The sequence below is a fragment of the Streptomyces sp. W16 genome (assembly GCF_033194735.1).
Lineage (GTDB): Bacteria > Actinomycetota > Actinomycetes > Streptomycetales > Streptomycetaceae > Streptomyces.
The window spans coordinates 1-14,106 of the sequence record NZ_JAWOAI010000254.1 but is presented as its reverse complement, the minus strand read 5'-3'; the positions used below and the strand labels follow the sequence as shown (position 1 = coordinate 14,106).

Genomic DNA, 14,106 nt, shown 5'->3' with positions numbered 1-14,106 from the left:
CAGCGCGCGTCGCCGTGGACGGCGGGGTCGATCAGACCGACCACCCGCATCACCCCGGCCCGGCGCAGCGCGTGGAAACGCCGGGCGGCGGTCTGCTCCGAGACCCCGGCCACCTCGCCGATCAGTCGGAACGAGGCGCGTGGCGCGCACTGCACGGCGCGGAGGATTTTCCCGTCGACTGCGTCTGTCATGGGGAAAGTCTGACACCTCTCCGGATCGACATGGAGGTTTCAGGTCGCTTTCCGGTCGTGCTTTGGTGATTGCCCATGGCGGAGCCGATCCTGAGTCGCGTGCCCGTTCGAGGGCACCGCAGTCAAGAAGGAAGGTTCTCCGTGAACGTCACGACCCCGGCGAGCAGGACGGCCGACCGGCGGACGGCCACCCTCGTCATGGCCTGCCTCGGCGTCTTCGTCGCCTACTTGCCGGTGACCACGGTCGCCGTGAGCCTGCCCGCCATCCAGTCGGCGCTCAACGCGTCGACCGCCCAACTGTCCTGGGTCCAGGACGCGTTCGTCCTGCCCATGGCCGCGTTCATCCTCACCGCCGGAGTCTTCGGCGATGTCCACGGACGCAAGAAGGTGTTCCAGGCGGGCCTGCTGTTCGCCGCCGCCGGTGCCGCCGTGGCACTGTCCGCGCAGTCGGTGCAGGTGCTGTGGATCGGCCAGGCCCTCGCGGGTCTCGGCGCGGCGACCCTGCTGCCCACCACCCTGGCGCTGATCAGCCACGCGGTTCCCGACCACCGGGAGCGCGGCAAGTTCATCGGCCTGTGGGCGACCGCCCTCATGGCCGCACTGGCCCTCGGACCGCTGATCGCCGGAGTCATCCTCGACCACGCCGCCTGGCGCTGGATCTACCTGATCTCCGTCCCCGTACCGCTGATCGCGCTGGGCGTCGCCGCCCGCCTGCTGCCCGACTCCCGGGCCCCGCACGGGCGGAAGCTGGACTGGCCCGGCCAGGTCACCGCGACCCTCTCCATCACCGCACTCGTCTACGGCGTGATCGAGGGCGGCGCGGGTTCCTTCACGGACGTCAAGGTCATGGTGGCCCTGTTCACGGCGGTGGCCGGTGGAGTCGCCTTCGTGTTCGCGGAGCGGCGCAGCGACAGTCCGATGCTGGATCTGACGCTGTTCCGCAGCCCGGCGTTCACCGCCACCACCCTGGTCGCGATGATCACCTTCCTGGCGCTGATCGGCTTCTTCTTCCTGCTCAGCCTCTACTTCGGCCTTGTGCAGCAGCTCGACACGCTCCAGGCGGCCTGGCGGCTGCTCATGGTCACCGGGGCGGCGATCGTGGTCGGCCAGCCGGTCGGGCGGCTCATGCACCGGGTCGCCCCGCGCGTCCTGATCACCGGTGGTCTGCTCGTCATCTCCGGCGCGCTGTTCTCGCTGACCGACGTCGACGCCGGCACCTCGTTCGGGTCCATCGCCTGGCGGCTGGCGCTGCTGGGGCTGGGCATCGGGACCGTGCTGACGCCGATGACCGCGACCGCCGTGGCCTCCGTGCCGTATCAGCAGGCGGGGATGGCCGCGGCCGGCAACAACGCGTTCCGGCAGGTCGGCGGTGCGCTCGGGCCTGCCGTCCTGGGCGCCCTGCTCACCACCAGGGCGCTCGACACCCTGCCCGGCCATCTGACCGACGCCGGAGTGACGGGTGCGACGCAGCACAGCATCGTCTCGACCGCCGACGCCGGTGGTCTGGGCGCCGTCGCCCACATGAACCTCGGCGTGGACACCGGGCGGGCGCTCGGCGCGCTGGGCGACTCGTTCCTGGACGGCATGCGGCTGTGCCTGGTGGTGGCCGGGGGGCTGACGCTCCTCGCGGCGCTGGTCTGCGTACTGCTGCTCCGCCCGCGAAAGACGGCTGTGTCCACCACGACTCCGGTCGCCGGCGCGAACACCGCCGATGCCACAACGGCGGCTGTCGCAGCGGCAGTTGAGCCTGCACCGAACCGCTGAACCACCCACGGGCGGGGCTCCCTTCGCGCATCTTTCGAAGGGAGCCCCGCCCGCTGTAGCGTCAGATCGACACGGCGACGGCGGTGAACGTCGTGTCGGGCGTCTGCGGGCTGGTGAAGCGGGCGTTGACCAGATAGAGCCGGTTGCCGAAGCGGGCGGCGGTCGTGGGGACGTCGAAACGCGGGTCGGTGATCGTACGGCGCAGGGTCGCGGTGGTGATCTTGGCGTCGAGGTCGAACACGCTGATCCGGTTGAGGCGGTTCTGGACGACGTACAGCGTCCGGCCGATCCGGAACAGACCGTCGCCGTTGGCCACGTCGGACGCCCCGCTCAGGACGATCTCGGTTGCGGCGCCGGTCCTGAGGGACACCCGGTAGAGCTTGCCTGGGGTGCTGCTGACGACGATGAGGCCGTGTCCGTCCGGGGTGCCGACGACGCCGTTGGCGTTGTTCACCCCGGGCGTCTGCACCCAGTCGCCGGTGAGCGGCAGAGCGGTGACCTCGCCCGTACGGCCGCGGGGGACGCCGTAGAGCACGGCGTCGAGGGAGTCGGTGAACCAGGCGCGGTCGCCGAGCAGGGTGACGTCGTTGATGAAGTGGCCGGTGGCGGGCGTGAGTTGATAGGTCGTCAGCACCTCACCGGTGCGGGAGTCGACGACTCTCGCGGCTCCGGTGCCGCCGGCGACGTACAACAGGCCGTCGTGGTCCAGTTTCAGTCCGACGGAGACCAGGCCGGTGGCGCCCTCGGAGAGGACCTCGCCCTCGCCGGTGCGCAGGTCGGTGCGGTAGATCGCGCCGTTGGCGCGGGAGCCCAGGTAGGCGTACGGCCTGCTGCCGATGGCTATGCCCTCGGGGAGCCAGCCGTTGGGCAGCGCGAACTCCGTCGGCCAACTCGCCTGGGAGGTGGACGAGTTGGCGCTCGCGGTGCTGGTACCGGCTGCCATAGCGAGGGCGGTCAGGGCGGCGCCGCCGAGCAGGGCGCGCCGGGTGGGGTGTGCGTGGGGGTGGATCCGGGTCATCGTTCGGGCCTCCGGGGACGAGTGGCGGTGAACGGGGGCTGGTGGAACGGTGGTCGGTCGAACTGGGTGGCTCGGTGACTCGGTGAGCCCTTGGGCTCGGGGCCCTGGGCTCGGGTGAAATCTTCTTCAACTCCGCCCCAAGGCCCGGTCTTTGGGTAACGGCCCGTCACTCCCCCGAGTTCCCCCGCGCCCCACCCGCACCCGCAGGCTCAGGCTCGGATTCCCCGCCGTCCGCCGGTACGGACTTCTGAAGGCTGCTTCCCTCGACGTCGAGGTCGGGCAGGATCCTGTCCAGCCAGGCCGGCAGCCACCAGGCACCCCGGCCGGCGAGCGCGAGGACCGCCGGTACGAGCGTCATGCGGACGGCGAACGCGTCGACGGCCACGCCGACGGCCAGGGCGAACGCGATGGGCTTGATGAGGGAGTCGTCCAGCGGGAAGAACCCGGCGAAGACGGTGAACATGATCAGGGCGGCGGCGGTGACGACCCGCACGCTGTGCCGCGCACCGTCGACGACCGACTGGCGGGCCCGGCCGGTGTGGGCCCATTCCTCGCGCATCCCGGACACGAGGAACACCTCGTAGTCCATGGCCAGTCCGAAGAGTACGCCGATCAGGATGATCGGCAGGAAGCTGACCACGGGACCGCTGTGCGGCACACCGAGGACATCGGCCAGCCAGCCCCACTGGAAGACCGCCACGACCAGACCGAGCGAGGCACCCACCGAGAGCAGGAAGCCGACGGCTGCCTTGACGGGGATGACCAGCGACCGGAAGACCATCATCAGCAGGAGCAGGCTGAGGCCGACGACGATGGCGACGAAGGGCAGCAGGGAGTCGCTGAGGCGGTTGGACACATCGATGTTGACGGCGGTGGTTCCGGTGACCGCGATCGACGCCCCAGTGGTGGCACGGAGGTCGGACGCGACCGCGCGGATGTCTCGGACGAGTCGGTCGGTACGGACGCTGTCGGGGCCGGAGGCGGGCAGCACGGTGACGACACTCTGCGCCGGGTCGCCGGTGGGCTCGGGCGGCAGCACGGCCTTGACGTTCTTCAAGGTGCGCAGTTTCGCGGCCACTTGAGCTCCGGCCTGTGAACTCGCGGCGGCCGTACGGTCGTTGGTCTCGGCCAGGACGAGCAGCGGGCCGTTGAAGCCGGGGCCGAACTTGTCGCTGATCGTGTCGTAGGCGGTGCGCTGGGTGGAGGCGTGCGGCGCGGAGCCGTTGTCCGGGAGGGCCAGGCGCAGGTCGGCTGCGGGCAGCATGAGGGTGACCAGGATGCCCGTGACGGCCAGCACGGTCAGCAGCGGCTTTGCGATGACCCACTTCGTCCAGCGGGTGCCCAGGGTGGTCCGGCCGGTGCTTCCCTCGGCGTCGGCGGCCCGGCGGGCCGCGCGGCTGCCGGGCTTGGGGGCGAGCCGCGTACCGGCGAATCCCGCGACGGCGGGCACCAGGGTGATCGCGGCGAGTACGGCGATGAGGACGGCGCCGGCGGCTCCGAGGCCCATCGTGGTCAGGAACGGGATGCCGATGACGCTCAGCGCGGCGAGCGCGATGATCACGGTGGCACCGGCGAAGACCACGGCACTGCCGGCGGTGCCGACGGCCAGCGCGACGGACTCCTCCGGGTCGGCACCGCGGGCGAGTTGCTGCCGGTGGCGGGAGAGGATGAACAGGACGTAGTCGATGCCCACGGCCAGGCCCAGCATCAGGGCGAGCGTGACGGCCGTGGAGGAGATGCTGACCGCGGGCGCGAGAGCGAGCAGCCCGGCCAGACCGGCCGCCACCCCGATCAGTGCGGGCAGCAGCGCCATGCCGGCGGCGAGCAGCGAACCGAACGTGACGACGAGCACGAGCAGCGCCACGGCCACACCGATGATCTCCGACGGCCCGATGTGAACTCCCTTGCTGTTGAAGACGGAACCGCCCACCGAGGTCCGCAGCCCGTCCCGCTCCGCCGCGTGGGCCGCGCTCTTGATCGCGTCCACGGACGAGGTCCGGATCTCCGCGGTCTGCACGCGGTAGTGGATCTGGACGATCGCCGTCGTCCGGTCGGCGGAGACGACACCGGCGGTGCCGGGCTCGACGACGCCGCTGACCTGGGGTGCCTGCCGGGTCACCGTCACCGCCCGGGCGATGACCGCCTGGTACGGGGATTCGGTGATCCGGTGCCCCCCGGGCGCCGTGAAGACGATCTGGGCGCTCGCGCCCGAGGCTTCCGGAAGGGTCTTGCTCAGGCTGTCCAACGCTCGCTGCGACTCGGTGCCCGGCACCGAGAAGCGGTCGTCGAGTTTGCCGCCGAAGACGCCGACGCACGTGATGAGCGCGGCCAGCACGAAGAGCCATATACCCAGGACGAGCTTGCGGTGCCGGTAGGCGCCACGGCCCAGCCGGTGAAGCAGGACAGCCATGACTAACTCCCTGGAAGAGGGCGGAGGAAGGGGGGACGTCGATCGACGAGCTCGACTTTATCACCTGCTCAAGTCGCTCGACAGAGTCATTCAATCGTGACGCACACCTCACCCGACACAAGGCCAGTTCAGGGGCATTGTTCAAGCGACAAAACCATTCGACCTTGTCGCTCGACAATGTCGCATGTAAGTTGTCCGGCATCCCCTTCAACTTCACCGCCGTGGGCCAAGGAGTGACCATGACCAGTACGCACAGCACACGGACCGACGTCGTCGTGATCGGCGCCGGCCTGGCCGGACTCACCGCGGCGCGCGAACTCGTCGCCGCGGGCAGGTCCGTGGCCGTCCTGGAGGCGCGTGACCGGGTCGGCGGGCGGCTGCTCAACCACGACCTCGGCGACGGTCAAGTGACCGAGATCGGGGGGCAGTTCGTGGGCCCCACCCAGGACCACGTCCTGACGCTCGCCAAGGAGGTCGGCGTGGCCACGTACGAGGCCACCGTGCCCGGCGAGCGGGTCTACGTCCGCGACGGCAGGGCCAGGCGGTTCGTGGGGCACACTCCCCCGGACCTCCTCGCCCTCCCCGACATGGGCATCGCCCTGGCCCGCATCGGCCAGGCGGCGGGCAAGGTGCCCCCGGCCGCTCCGTGGCGGGCGCCCAACGCCCGCGATCTGGACGGGATGACGTACGAGACCTGGTTGCGCAGGGCCGAAGTCACTGGCGACGCCGTCGACTTGATCAACATCTTCCTCAACTCCGCGTACGGCGGCGAGGCTCGGGACGCGTCGGCGCTGTTCAGCCTCTGGTACGTCTCGACGTTCGGCGACGAGCTCCACCCGGGCACCATGGAGCGCGGCACCGGTACCTCCGGCGGTGCGCAGGACAGTCGGTTCGTCGGCGGTTCGCAGCTGGTCGCGACCCGGCTCGCCGAGGAACTCGACGGCCGCGTCCAACTGTCGGCCCCGGTAAGGCGGATCAGCCAGGACGCCGGTGGAGTCACGGTGGTCTCCGACGCCGGCGACTGGCGGGCCGACCGCGTGATCGTCGCCGTACCGCCGCTCCTCGCCTCGCGCATCGTCTGGGACCCGCTGTTGCCGCCGCAGCAGGACCAGCTGTTCCAGCGGCTGCCGTTCGGCACGCTCATGAAGTGCGTGGCCGTCTACGACACCCCGTTCTGGCGGGCCGAGGGCCTGTCCGGCATGGGCCTGCTGCGGGGTGGTTCACCGATCCGCGAGATGTTCGACAACTCCCCGCCCGACGGCGGACCGGGCGTGCTCATGGGGTTCCTCGGCGGCAAGGAGTGGCGCAAGTGGGCCCACCGTCCGGCGGGCGAGCGGCGCGGCGCGGTGCTGCGCTCCTTCGCCCGGGTCGTCGGGGAACGGGCCTACGACACCGTCGACTACGTCGAGCAGGACTGGACCGCCGAGCAGTGGACCCGGGGCGGCCCGACGTCCGTCGCCGCCCCCGGCGTGCTGACCGGGTACGGGGAGTGGCTGGGCCGGGCATTCGGGCGCGTGCACTGGGCGGGGTCGGAGTTCTCGCCCTACTGGAACGGCTTCATGGACGGCGCGGTCCGCTCCGGCCGGCACACCGCCACCGAACTCCTCCACCAGAGCTGACCGAGTCCAGAAGTGCCAGCCCGAAACCGGAAGAAGGAGAACCCCTCATGACCGAGTTCCACGTCACCGAACGCGCCGTCGTCCACGCTCCCGTCGAGCGCGTCTGGGAGGTCGTCTCCCGCACCGACCGCTACGCCGAGTGGGTCGCCGGCGCCATCGAGGTCACCGACCACCACGGCGTCGCCACCGTGGGCAGGACGTACGCCGAGCGCAACCGCACCCTCGGCCCGCTGCGCACCGACTCGGTGTGGACGGTGGTGGAGATCGATCCCCTGCGGCGGCGCGTCGACACCGGGGTCGGGTTCGCCCCGCTGAAGGACGTGACCAGCGTCTTCGAGTTCGAGCCGACCCGGGGTGCGGACGGGAGGGAGGCGACGCGGATGACCTACAGGGTGGAGTACGTCATCGGCTTCGGCCCCGTCGGCCTCCTGCTCGACCGGATACAGCGACCGGGCATGCGCGCCAACATGCGCACCTCCATGGCGAACCTGAACACCCTGATCCGCTCGGAGACCGTCGGCGCGCACGGCTGACCGACCACGGACGAAGGGCGCCCTCGTACGGTACGAGGGCGCCCTTCGTCGCGTCAGCCCAGCGGCACGGGCAGCAGGTCCAGACGGCCGCCGGCCATCGCCACCACCGCGGACACGAAGGCCTGGAGGCAGGTGCGCTCGGCCTCCTCGTCGGGCAGGGCGAGGTGTTGCAGCATGAGCCCGTCGAAGCCGGCGAGGAAGAACCGCGCGATCGCGTCGACGGGCTGGGCGAGGGGTTGGCCGGTGCGTTCGGCCGCCTCGGTGATCAGCTTCGCGGTCACCTCGGTCACCCCTCGGTAGTGGGCTTCGAGGGCATCGCTCAGAGCGGGCGAGCGGAGCGCGAACATGGTGAGCTCCGTGAGGAGTTGATGGCTTTCGGGCTGCTCACGCACCGTCCGCCACAGTGCGGCCACCAACGCGCTCGCCGTCTCCTCGAACCCTCCGTCCGCCGGTGCGGCCGCCTCGACCTGGGCCACCAGATCCTGCGTGAGCTGCTCCATGACCGCGAGGTACAGCCCTTCCTTCGTGCCGAAGGTGTAGTGCACCGTCGCCTGGGCCACCCCCAGCTCGGCGGCGATGGCACGCGTGCTGCCCGCCGCGACCCCCTCCCTCGTCATGAAGTCGATGGCCGCTTTGATCAGCTGGGGACGGCGCTCGGCCGCGGAGACATGAGCCATGCCCCCATCATACCGACTGAGTCTGCCGAACCAGTCGTACGAACAAGTCAGTCTTCGCCCGGGCTGGACACCTGCGGCCGCGGCACGGCCGCTGAGGTCCGGTCCTTGGCCGCGCGGGTCAGTTCCCGCAGGACAGCGGGTGCATACGTTTCCTGCACCACCCGTGAAACGGGACGACCGAGGAGGCAGGCTCGTGACGGAAAGCCAGTTGGACACGTGTGTGATCGGGGCGGGGCCTGCCGGGCTGGCCATGGCCAGGGCGCTGGCGGAGCGGAAGCTGCCGTACACGCATCTGGAGCGGCACACCGGGCTCGGCGGTATCTGGGACATCGAGAACCCGGGCGGCCCGATGTACGAGTCGGCCCACTTCATCTCCAGCAGGACCCTGTCCGGCTTCGGCGGTTTCCCGATGCCGGACCACTTCGCGGACTATCCGCCGCACCGGCAGATCCTGTCGTACCTGCGGTCCTTCGCCGACGCCTACGGGCTGACGGAGCGGATCGAGTTCGGTGTCGGGGTGCAGAGCGTCGAGAAGAACGCGGACGGCACCTGGACGGTCGTCCGGACCGACGGGCGGGAGAGCCTGCACGCGCAGGTCGTGGTGTGCACGGGCTCGCAGTGGCACCCCAACATCCCTGAGATTCCCGGTGAGTTCGGCGGGGAGGTCCGGCACACCGCCGGCTATCGCAGCGCGGAGGAGTTGCGGGGCAAGCGGGTGCTCGTCGTGGGTGCGGGAAACTCCGGCTGCGACATCGCCTGCGACGCGGCCCGGACGGCGGACCACGCGGTGATCAGCATGCGGCGCGGGTACTGGTTCATCCCCAAGCATCTGTTCGGGCGGCCGGTGGACACCATCGCCAACAGCGGTCCGCATCTGCCGATGTGGCTGGCGCAGCGCGTCTTCGGCGGACTGCTGCGGGTCGTCAACGGCGATCCGACGCGCCTGGGCCTGCAGAAGCCGGACCACAAGCTCTTCGAGACGCACCCGGCCATCAACTCGATGCTGATCCACCACCTCCAGCACGGCGACATCACCGCCAGGCCGGGGATCGCCCGCGCCGAGGGCAGCACCGTGCACTTCACGGACGGCACGAGCGACGACTTCGATCTCGTCCTGCTGGCGACGGGCTACGTCCACAAAGTGCCGGTCGCGCAACGGTACTTCGGGGACGAGCAGCATCCCGACCTGTATCTGTCGTCGTTCTCGCGCGAGCACCAGGGCCTGTTCGGGATCGGGTTCGTCGAGACCAACTCCGGCGCCTACCAACTCTTCGACAGTCAGGCCCAGTTGATCGCCGGGTATCTGAACGACGTGCGTCACGGTCTGACCAACGCCGAGCGGTTCACGCAGATGATCCGGGCCGACCGCCCGGATCTGACCGGCGGGCTGAAGTTCGTCGCCTCGCCCCGGCACACCGGCTACGTCGACAGCGGGGCGTTCGTGAAGTACCTCGGCAAGGTGGCCCGGCAGATGGGCTGGCGCACCGAGGGCCAGGCGCCGCCGGTGCGGTCCCCGCGACGGGTGGAGACGGCGGCATGAGGCGGTTCGACTTCACCGACAAGGTCATGCTGGTCACGGGCGGCGCGGGCGGTATCGGCAGTGCGCTGTGCCACCGCTTCGCGGCGGGCGGCGCGCGCTGTGTCGTCGTCGACATCGACGGGGTCCGTGCCGAGAAGGTGGCCGCCGGACTGCCCGGCGGCGGGCACGCCGGGATCGGCTGCGACCTGACCCAACGCGCCCAGCTGGAGCGGCTGTTCGAGCAGGTCGCCGAGGTCCACGGCCGTCTCGACGTGCTGGTGAACAACGTCGGCATGACCAGCTCGGAGCGCTTCGACGCGCGCAGCGTCGAGAGCATCGAGCAGGAGATCACCCTCAACCTGACCTCCCCGCTGGTCGCCACCCGGATCGCGCTCCCCCTGCTGAAGGCCTCGCGGGACGCCCGGGTGGTCACCACGGTCTCCCTCGGCGGGATCTTCCCGCTGGGCGAGACCCCGATCTACACGGCGTCCAAGTTCGGGCTGCGCGGCGCGATGCTCGCCATCGGCCTCGATCTGCGAAGCAAGGGCATCCTGGCCGGGTCGGTGCTGCCCTCGGCCACCGACACCCGGATGCTGCGCCAGGAGGCCGTGGACGGCGGCAACTCCATGCAGTTCCAGGACCCGCCGCAGCAGCCCGCGAACGTCGTCACGGCCGTCGTCAGCCTGTTGGACAGGCCACGGCTTGAGGCCTATCCCCGGTCCGGCGAGTCCCGGCTGGTGCGGTTCGCCATGCTCGTACCGAACCTGCTGCCCAGGCTCTTCCCGCTGTTCCGCAAGCGCGGCGACCGCGGCATGGCCCGCTACCTGGAGGAGCTCCGGCGCCGCGGACTGGCCCGACAGACCGACGGGCGCTGGGAGTTGGTGGAGGAGGCATGAACAGGAACGAGACGCTGACCGTCGTCGACCCGGCCACCGGCGAGCCGCTCACCACCCTGCCCGCCGCGAGCGCCGACGATGTCACCAAGGCGGCCCAACAGGCCCAGCTCACCTACGACACGGGGACTTGGTCACGCCTGCCGGTCCGCGAGCGGAGCGCCGTACTGCTGCGGCTGGCCGGCCTGATGGAACGGGACGCCGAACTCCTCGCCCGGCTCGACAGCGAGGACGCGGGCAAGCCGATCACGGAGTGCCGTACGGGGGATGTGCCGGGGGCGATCGAGTCGATCCGCTGGTTCGCCGAGGCGGCCGACAAGGTCTTCGGCCGGGTCGCGCCGGGCGGGTCCGACGCGCTCGGTCTCGTCAGCCGCGAGCCGGTCGGTGTCGGCGCGGCGATCCTCCCGTGGAACTACCCGCTGGCGATGGCCAGTTGGAAGATCGGCCCGGCACTGGCCGCCGGGAACTGTCTCCTCGTCAAGCCCGCCGAGGCCACCCCGCGCTCGGCCCTCCACCTCGCCGCCCTCGCCACCGAGGCCGGCCTGCCCGACGGCGTGCTCACGGTACTGCCCGGCTACGGCGAGGAGGCCGGCGCCGCCCTCGCCCACGACCCCCTCGTCCGGGCGCTCTCCTTCACCGGCTCCACCGCCACCGGCCGCCGCATCCTGAAGGCCGCCGCCGACAGCAACTTCAAACGCGTCTCCCTGGAGATGGGCGGCAAGAGCCCGCAGGTACTGATGGCCGACGCGCTCTCCTACGGCGACGAGCTGATCGGCGACATGATCGAGGCCGCGTTCCTGACGATGGGGCAGAACTGCACCGCGGGTTCACGGGTGTTGGTGCACCGGAGCATCGCCGAGGAGGTCGTGGAGCGGTTCACCGCGGCGGCGCGGGACCTCGTCATCGGCGATCCGGCCGACCCGCGTACCCAGCAGGGACCGCTGATCGACCGCGCCGCCTTCGACCGGGTCGCGGGTGCCGTCGACGCGGCCCGTGCGGCCGGGGCCCAGATCCACACCGCGGGACTCCCCCACGGACTCCCCGCGCGCGGCTCCTACTACCCGCCCACCGTGATCACCCGCGCCCCCGCCGAAAGCGCCGTGCTCACAAGGGAGTTGTTCGGTCCCGTGGTCACCGTCGAGACCTTCGTCTCCGAGGAGGAGGCGGTGCGGATGGCGAACGCCACCGAGTACGGACTCGCCGCCTCCGTCTGGACCCGCGACCTCGACACCGCGCTGCGGCTGGCCCGTGGCATCGAGGCGGGCGTGGTCTCCGTCAACGCCTACAGCGAGGGGGACATCACCACCCCGTTCGGCGGCTGGAAGCAGTCCGGGTTCGGCGGCGCGGAGAAGTCGACGAACGCCTTCGACCAGTGGACGCGGGAGAAGACGGTCTGGATCCGCACCCGCTGACCAGGTCACTCGCGGTGCGCCGCCGCCCTGAGCAACTGCTCCCGCAGCTGGACCGGGGAAGTGCCGTGCCAGCGGCGTACCGCGCGGCGCAGGGCGCGTTCGTCGGAGAACCCCGCCCGGTGGGCGATGTCACGCAGGGTCAACTCCGGGCGCAGCAGCAGCTGTTCGACACGTTCCCGGCGTACTCCCTCGGCCAGTGCCTCGTACGTGGTGCCGCAGTCGGCCAGTCGGCGGCGCAGTGTCCGCTCGCTCGTCGCGTGCCGTCGTGCCTGCTCGCCGAAGGACGGGATGACCGGGAGGCTCTGCGCGACGGACACCTCCAGCACTTCGAGGAGGTCCTGCTGGTCGGTACGGGACGCCAGTTGGTCGTCGAGTGTCTCCAGGGTCGACGCGTACGTCACCGGGTCCCGGCCCGGCATCGGGGCGCGGGCCCACGCGGGATCGACGACGATGCGGTCGGCCGGGGCGCGGAAGCGGACCGGGCAGCCGAACAGGGCGTCGTACAGGTCGCGTTGGCGGGGCGGCGGTCCGGAGAACTCCACCACCCGTGGGGCGAAGCCGGGGCCGACGGCCAGCCGGGACAGGGTGACCACGGAAGCGAGCCCCTCCTCGATGAGGAAGGAGGCCACGCTCGGGTCGACGGCGGGGTCAGGGAGGTCGGCGCGCAGCACGAAGGCGCCGTCCTCGTCCATGCCGGTCGACCACACGGTCATCGCGCCGGAGAGGTTCTGGTACCGCACGCCGGTCTCGATGGCGTGCCGCAGTGTGTCGGCGGCCAGCAGCGCGAAGCCGAGCAGGCCCCACGCGGTCAGGTGCTGCGCCGCGCCGACCCTCAGGCCCAGCCGCTCGTCCCCGGTGAGTTCCACCGCGCGCCGGATCACCGCGCTGCCCTGCCGGTACGACACCCGCAGCGCGGCGGAGCGCATCAGCGTCTCGTCGAGGCCGACCTGGCTCAGCAGGGGCCGTAGATCGACGCCTCGTTCTTCGGCGACGACGACGAGATAGCGCAGGATGTTCGGCTGGATCGTCGCCGACGTGCTGCGGCTGGTCCCGTGCGGCTCCGCCGGGACGGGGTCGGGGAACATCGCACTCACCTCCTCGTGGGCGACCACCGTAAGCACCCGGGCGTCACCGGTCGGCGCGCTGGCCGCCGAAGTCCCCTCAACGGCCCCCGACGTCCTCCGTTCGCCCCGCCACGGCTGACTACGGTCTGTGCATGTCAGTCAGCACTCCGGGCCGGGCACAGTTCATGCGCCCCGCCGACAGGGCCGGTGCCCGAAGGACGGCGACCCTCGCGTTCGCCGCACAGGGCGTGTCCGTCGCCGCCGTGTACACGACCGTCCCCGCCGTCACCGAGCACCTGGGGCTGTCTCCGCTCCTGACGACCACCACGCTGGTCGCGGTCGCCCTGACCGCCGGGGTCGGCAGCTTCCTCGGGCTGGCCGCGGTCCGCGTCGCCGGTCCCGTCGCCACGATGCGCGGCGCCCTGCTCACGGCCGCCGTCGCGCTCATGCTGATCGGATGGGCTCCCGGCCCGAAGACCGCCGTCTGCGCGTACGTCCTCTTCGGCCTCGCGATCGGCGGCCTCGACGTCGCGATCAACACCCGGGCCGCCGTGATCGAACGCGCCTACGGCCGCAGCGTCTTCGGGTCCTTCTACACGGCGTGGAGCGTGGGTGGCGTGTTCGCGGCCCTGCTCACCGCCGGGGCGGCCCGGCTGGACCGGCCCGTGGGCGTCGGCCTGGCCGTACAGGCGGGCATCCTGCTGGTCGTCGCCGTCTGCCTGCGGACGCACGACCTGCCGGCTTCCGTGGAACCGTCTGCGCAGCCGCCGTTGGGGCACCGCCTGTGGCTGCGGCTGCTCCCCTTCGGTCTGGTCCTCCTCGTCGTCTACGTCGTGGACTCGACCGTCTCCGCCTGGTCGGCGGTGTATCTGCGGCAGACTCTCGGTGCGTCGCTCACGGTGGCGCCGCTGGCGTACGCGGCGTACCAGGCCGGCACGGTCGTCGGGCGGGCGAGCGTGGACCGGCTGGTGCAGCGGGTCGGTACCGTCGCCGTCGTCCGCACGGC

12 protein-coding genes are annotated in these 14,106 nt (G+C 71.1%); 7 read left to right on the top strand and 5 right to left on the bottom strand.

Annotated elements, in window-relative coordinates; genetic code table 11:
• Window positions 1–191 (bottom strand): AsnC family protein (locus tag R6V09_RS29440; RefSeq protein WP_317884485.1); only part of this gene is annotated, 191 nt, incomplete at its 3' end.
• Between the two features lie 141 nt (window positions 192–332).
• Between R6V09_RS29440 and R6V09_RS29435 the strand changes: the two genes are divergently transcribed.
• On the top strand, window positions 333–1,955 hold the full coding sequence (locus R6V09_RS29435) for an MFS transporter (protein WP_442810176.1): 1,623 nt from the start codon (window positions 333–335) through the stop codon (window positions 1,953–1,955).
• A 61-nt stretch (window positions 1,956–2,016) separates the two neighbouring features.
• On the opposite strand, the gene R6V09_RS29430 is transcribed toward R6V09_RS29435, so the two are convergent.
• A complete protein-coding gene (locus R6V09_RS29430) occupies window positions 2,017–2,973 on the bottom strand; it encodes an SMP-30/gluconolactonase/LRE family protein (RefSeq protein ID WP_317884484.1) in 957 nt (318 codons plus the stop codon).
• A gap of 166 nt (window positions 2,974–3,139) precedes the next feature.
• On the bottom strand, window positions 3,140–5,383 hold the full coding sequence (locus R6V09_RS29425; protein ID WP_317884483.1) for an MMPL family transporter: 2,244 nt from the start codon (window positions 5,381–5,383) through the stop codon (window positions 3,140–3,142).
• A 239-nt stretch (window positions 5,384–5,622) separates the two neighbouring features.
• On the opposite strand from R6V09_RS29425, the gene R6V09_RS29420 reads away from it, so the two are divergent.
• Together R6V09_RS29420 and R6V09_RS29415 are read left to right on the top strand one after the other, a co-directional pair.
• Window positions 5,623–7,002 (top strand): flavin monoamine oxidase family protein, encoded by a 1,380-nt coding sequence (locus tag R6V09_RS29420; protein ID WP_317884482.1) that lies wholly within the window; start codon window positions 5,623–5,625, stop codon window positions 7,000–7,002.
• A gap of 47 nt (window positions 7,003–7,049) precedes the next feature.
• Window positions 7,050–7,535 (top strand): SRPBCC family protein, encoded by a 486-nt coding sequence (locus R6V09_RS29415; RefSeq protein WP_317884481.1) that lies wholly within the window; start codon window positions 7,050–7,052, stop codon window positions 7,533–7,535.
• A gap of 53 nt (window positions 7,536–7,588) precedes the next feature.
• Here R6V09_RS29415 and R6V09_RS29410 read toward each other — a convergent pair whose 3' ends face one another.
• Window positions 7,589–8,212 (bottom strand): TetR/AcrR family transcriptional regulator, encoded by a 624-nt coding sequence (locus R6V09_RS29410; protein ID WP_317884480.1) that lies wholly within the window; start codon window positions 8,210–8,212, stop codon window positions 7,589–7,591.
• A 193-nt stretch (window positions 8,213–8,405) separates the two neighbouring features.
• Here R6V09_RS29410 and R6V09_RS29405 point away from each other — a divergent pair, with 193 nt between their 5' ends.
• The 3 genes from R6V09_RS29405 to R6V09_RS29395 are packed head-to-tail and all read left to right on the top strand — an operon-like array spanning window position 8,406 to window position 12,036.
• Entirely contained in the window at window positions 8,406–9,752 is a 1,347-nt protein-coding gene (locus R6V09_RS29405; protein ID WP_317884479.1) for a flavin-containing monooxygenase, read from the top strand.
• Window positions 9,749–10,627, top strand: coding sequence for an SDR family NAD(P)-dependent oxidoreductase (locus tag R6V09_RS29400; protein WP_317884478.1), 879 nt, complete (start codon window positions 9,749–9,751; stop codon window positions 10,625–10,627). Before R6V09_RS29405 ends, R6V09_RS29400 begins: the two co-directional genes overlap by 4 nt.
• Entirely contained in the window at window positions 10,624–12,036 is a 1,413-nt protein-coding gene (locus R6V09_RS29395) for an aldehyde dehydrogenase family protein (protein WP_317884477.1), read from the top strand. The genes R6V09_RS29400 and R6V09_RS29395 overlap by 4 nt, the downstream gene beginning before the upstream one ends.
• Window positions 12,037–12,041: 5 nt before the next feature.
• Here the strand turns inward: R6V09_RS29395 and R6V09_RS29390 are convergent, their stop codons facing one another.
• Window positions 12,042–13,121 carry an AraC family transcriptional regulator gene (locus tag R6V09_RS29390; RefSeq protein WP_317884476.1) on the bottom strand — a complete coding sequence of 360 codons (1,080 nt, stop codon included), beginning with the start codon at window positions 13,119–13,121 and terminating at the stop codon, window positions 12,042–12,044.
• Window positions 13,122–13,252: 131 nt separating this feature from the next.
• Here R6V09_RS29390 and R6V09_RS29385 point away from each other — a divergent pair.
• The coding region (locus tag R6V09_RS29385) for an MFS transporter (RefSeq protein ID WP_317884475.1) at window positions 13,253–14,106 on the top strand (854 nt) is incomplete at its 3' end.

Coding starts and splice junctions, on each gene's coding strand:
- R6V09_RS29425 (WP_317884483.1), bottom strand. CDS start 5,383: ATGGCTGTCCTGCTTCACCGGCTGGGCCGTGGCGCCTACCGGCACCGC.
- R6V09_RS29415 (WP_317884481.1), top strand. CDS start 7,050: ATGACCGAGTTCCACGTCACCGAACGCGCCGTCGTCCACGCTCCCGTC.
- R6V09_RS29410 (WP_317884480.1), bottom strand. CDS start 8,212: ATGGCTCATGTCTCCGCGGCCGAGCGCCGTCCCCAGCTGATCAAAGCG.
- R6V09_RS29400 (WP_317884478.1), top strand. CDS start 9,749: ATGAGGCGGTTCGACTTCACCGACAAGGTCATGCTGGTCACGGGCGGC.
- R6V09_RS29390 (WP_317884476.1), bottom strand. CDS start 13,121: ATGTTCCCCGACCCCGTCCCGGCGGAGCCGCACGGGACCAGCCGCAGC.
- R6V09_RS29420 (WP_317884482.1), top strand. CDS start 5,623: ATGACCAGTACGCACAGCACACGGACCGACGTCGTCGTGATCGGCGCC.
- R6V09_RS29395 (WP_317884477.1), top strand. CDS start 10,624: ATGAACAGGAACGAGACGCTGACCGTCGTCGACCCGGCCACCGGCGAG.
- R6V09_RS29430 (WP_317884484.1), bottom strand. CDS start 2,973: ATGACCCGGATCCACCCCCACGCACACCCCACCCGGCGCGCCCTGCTC.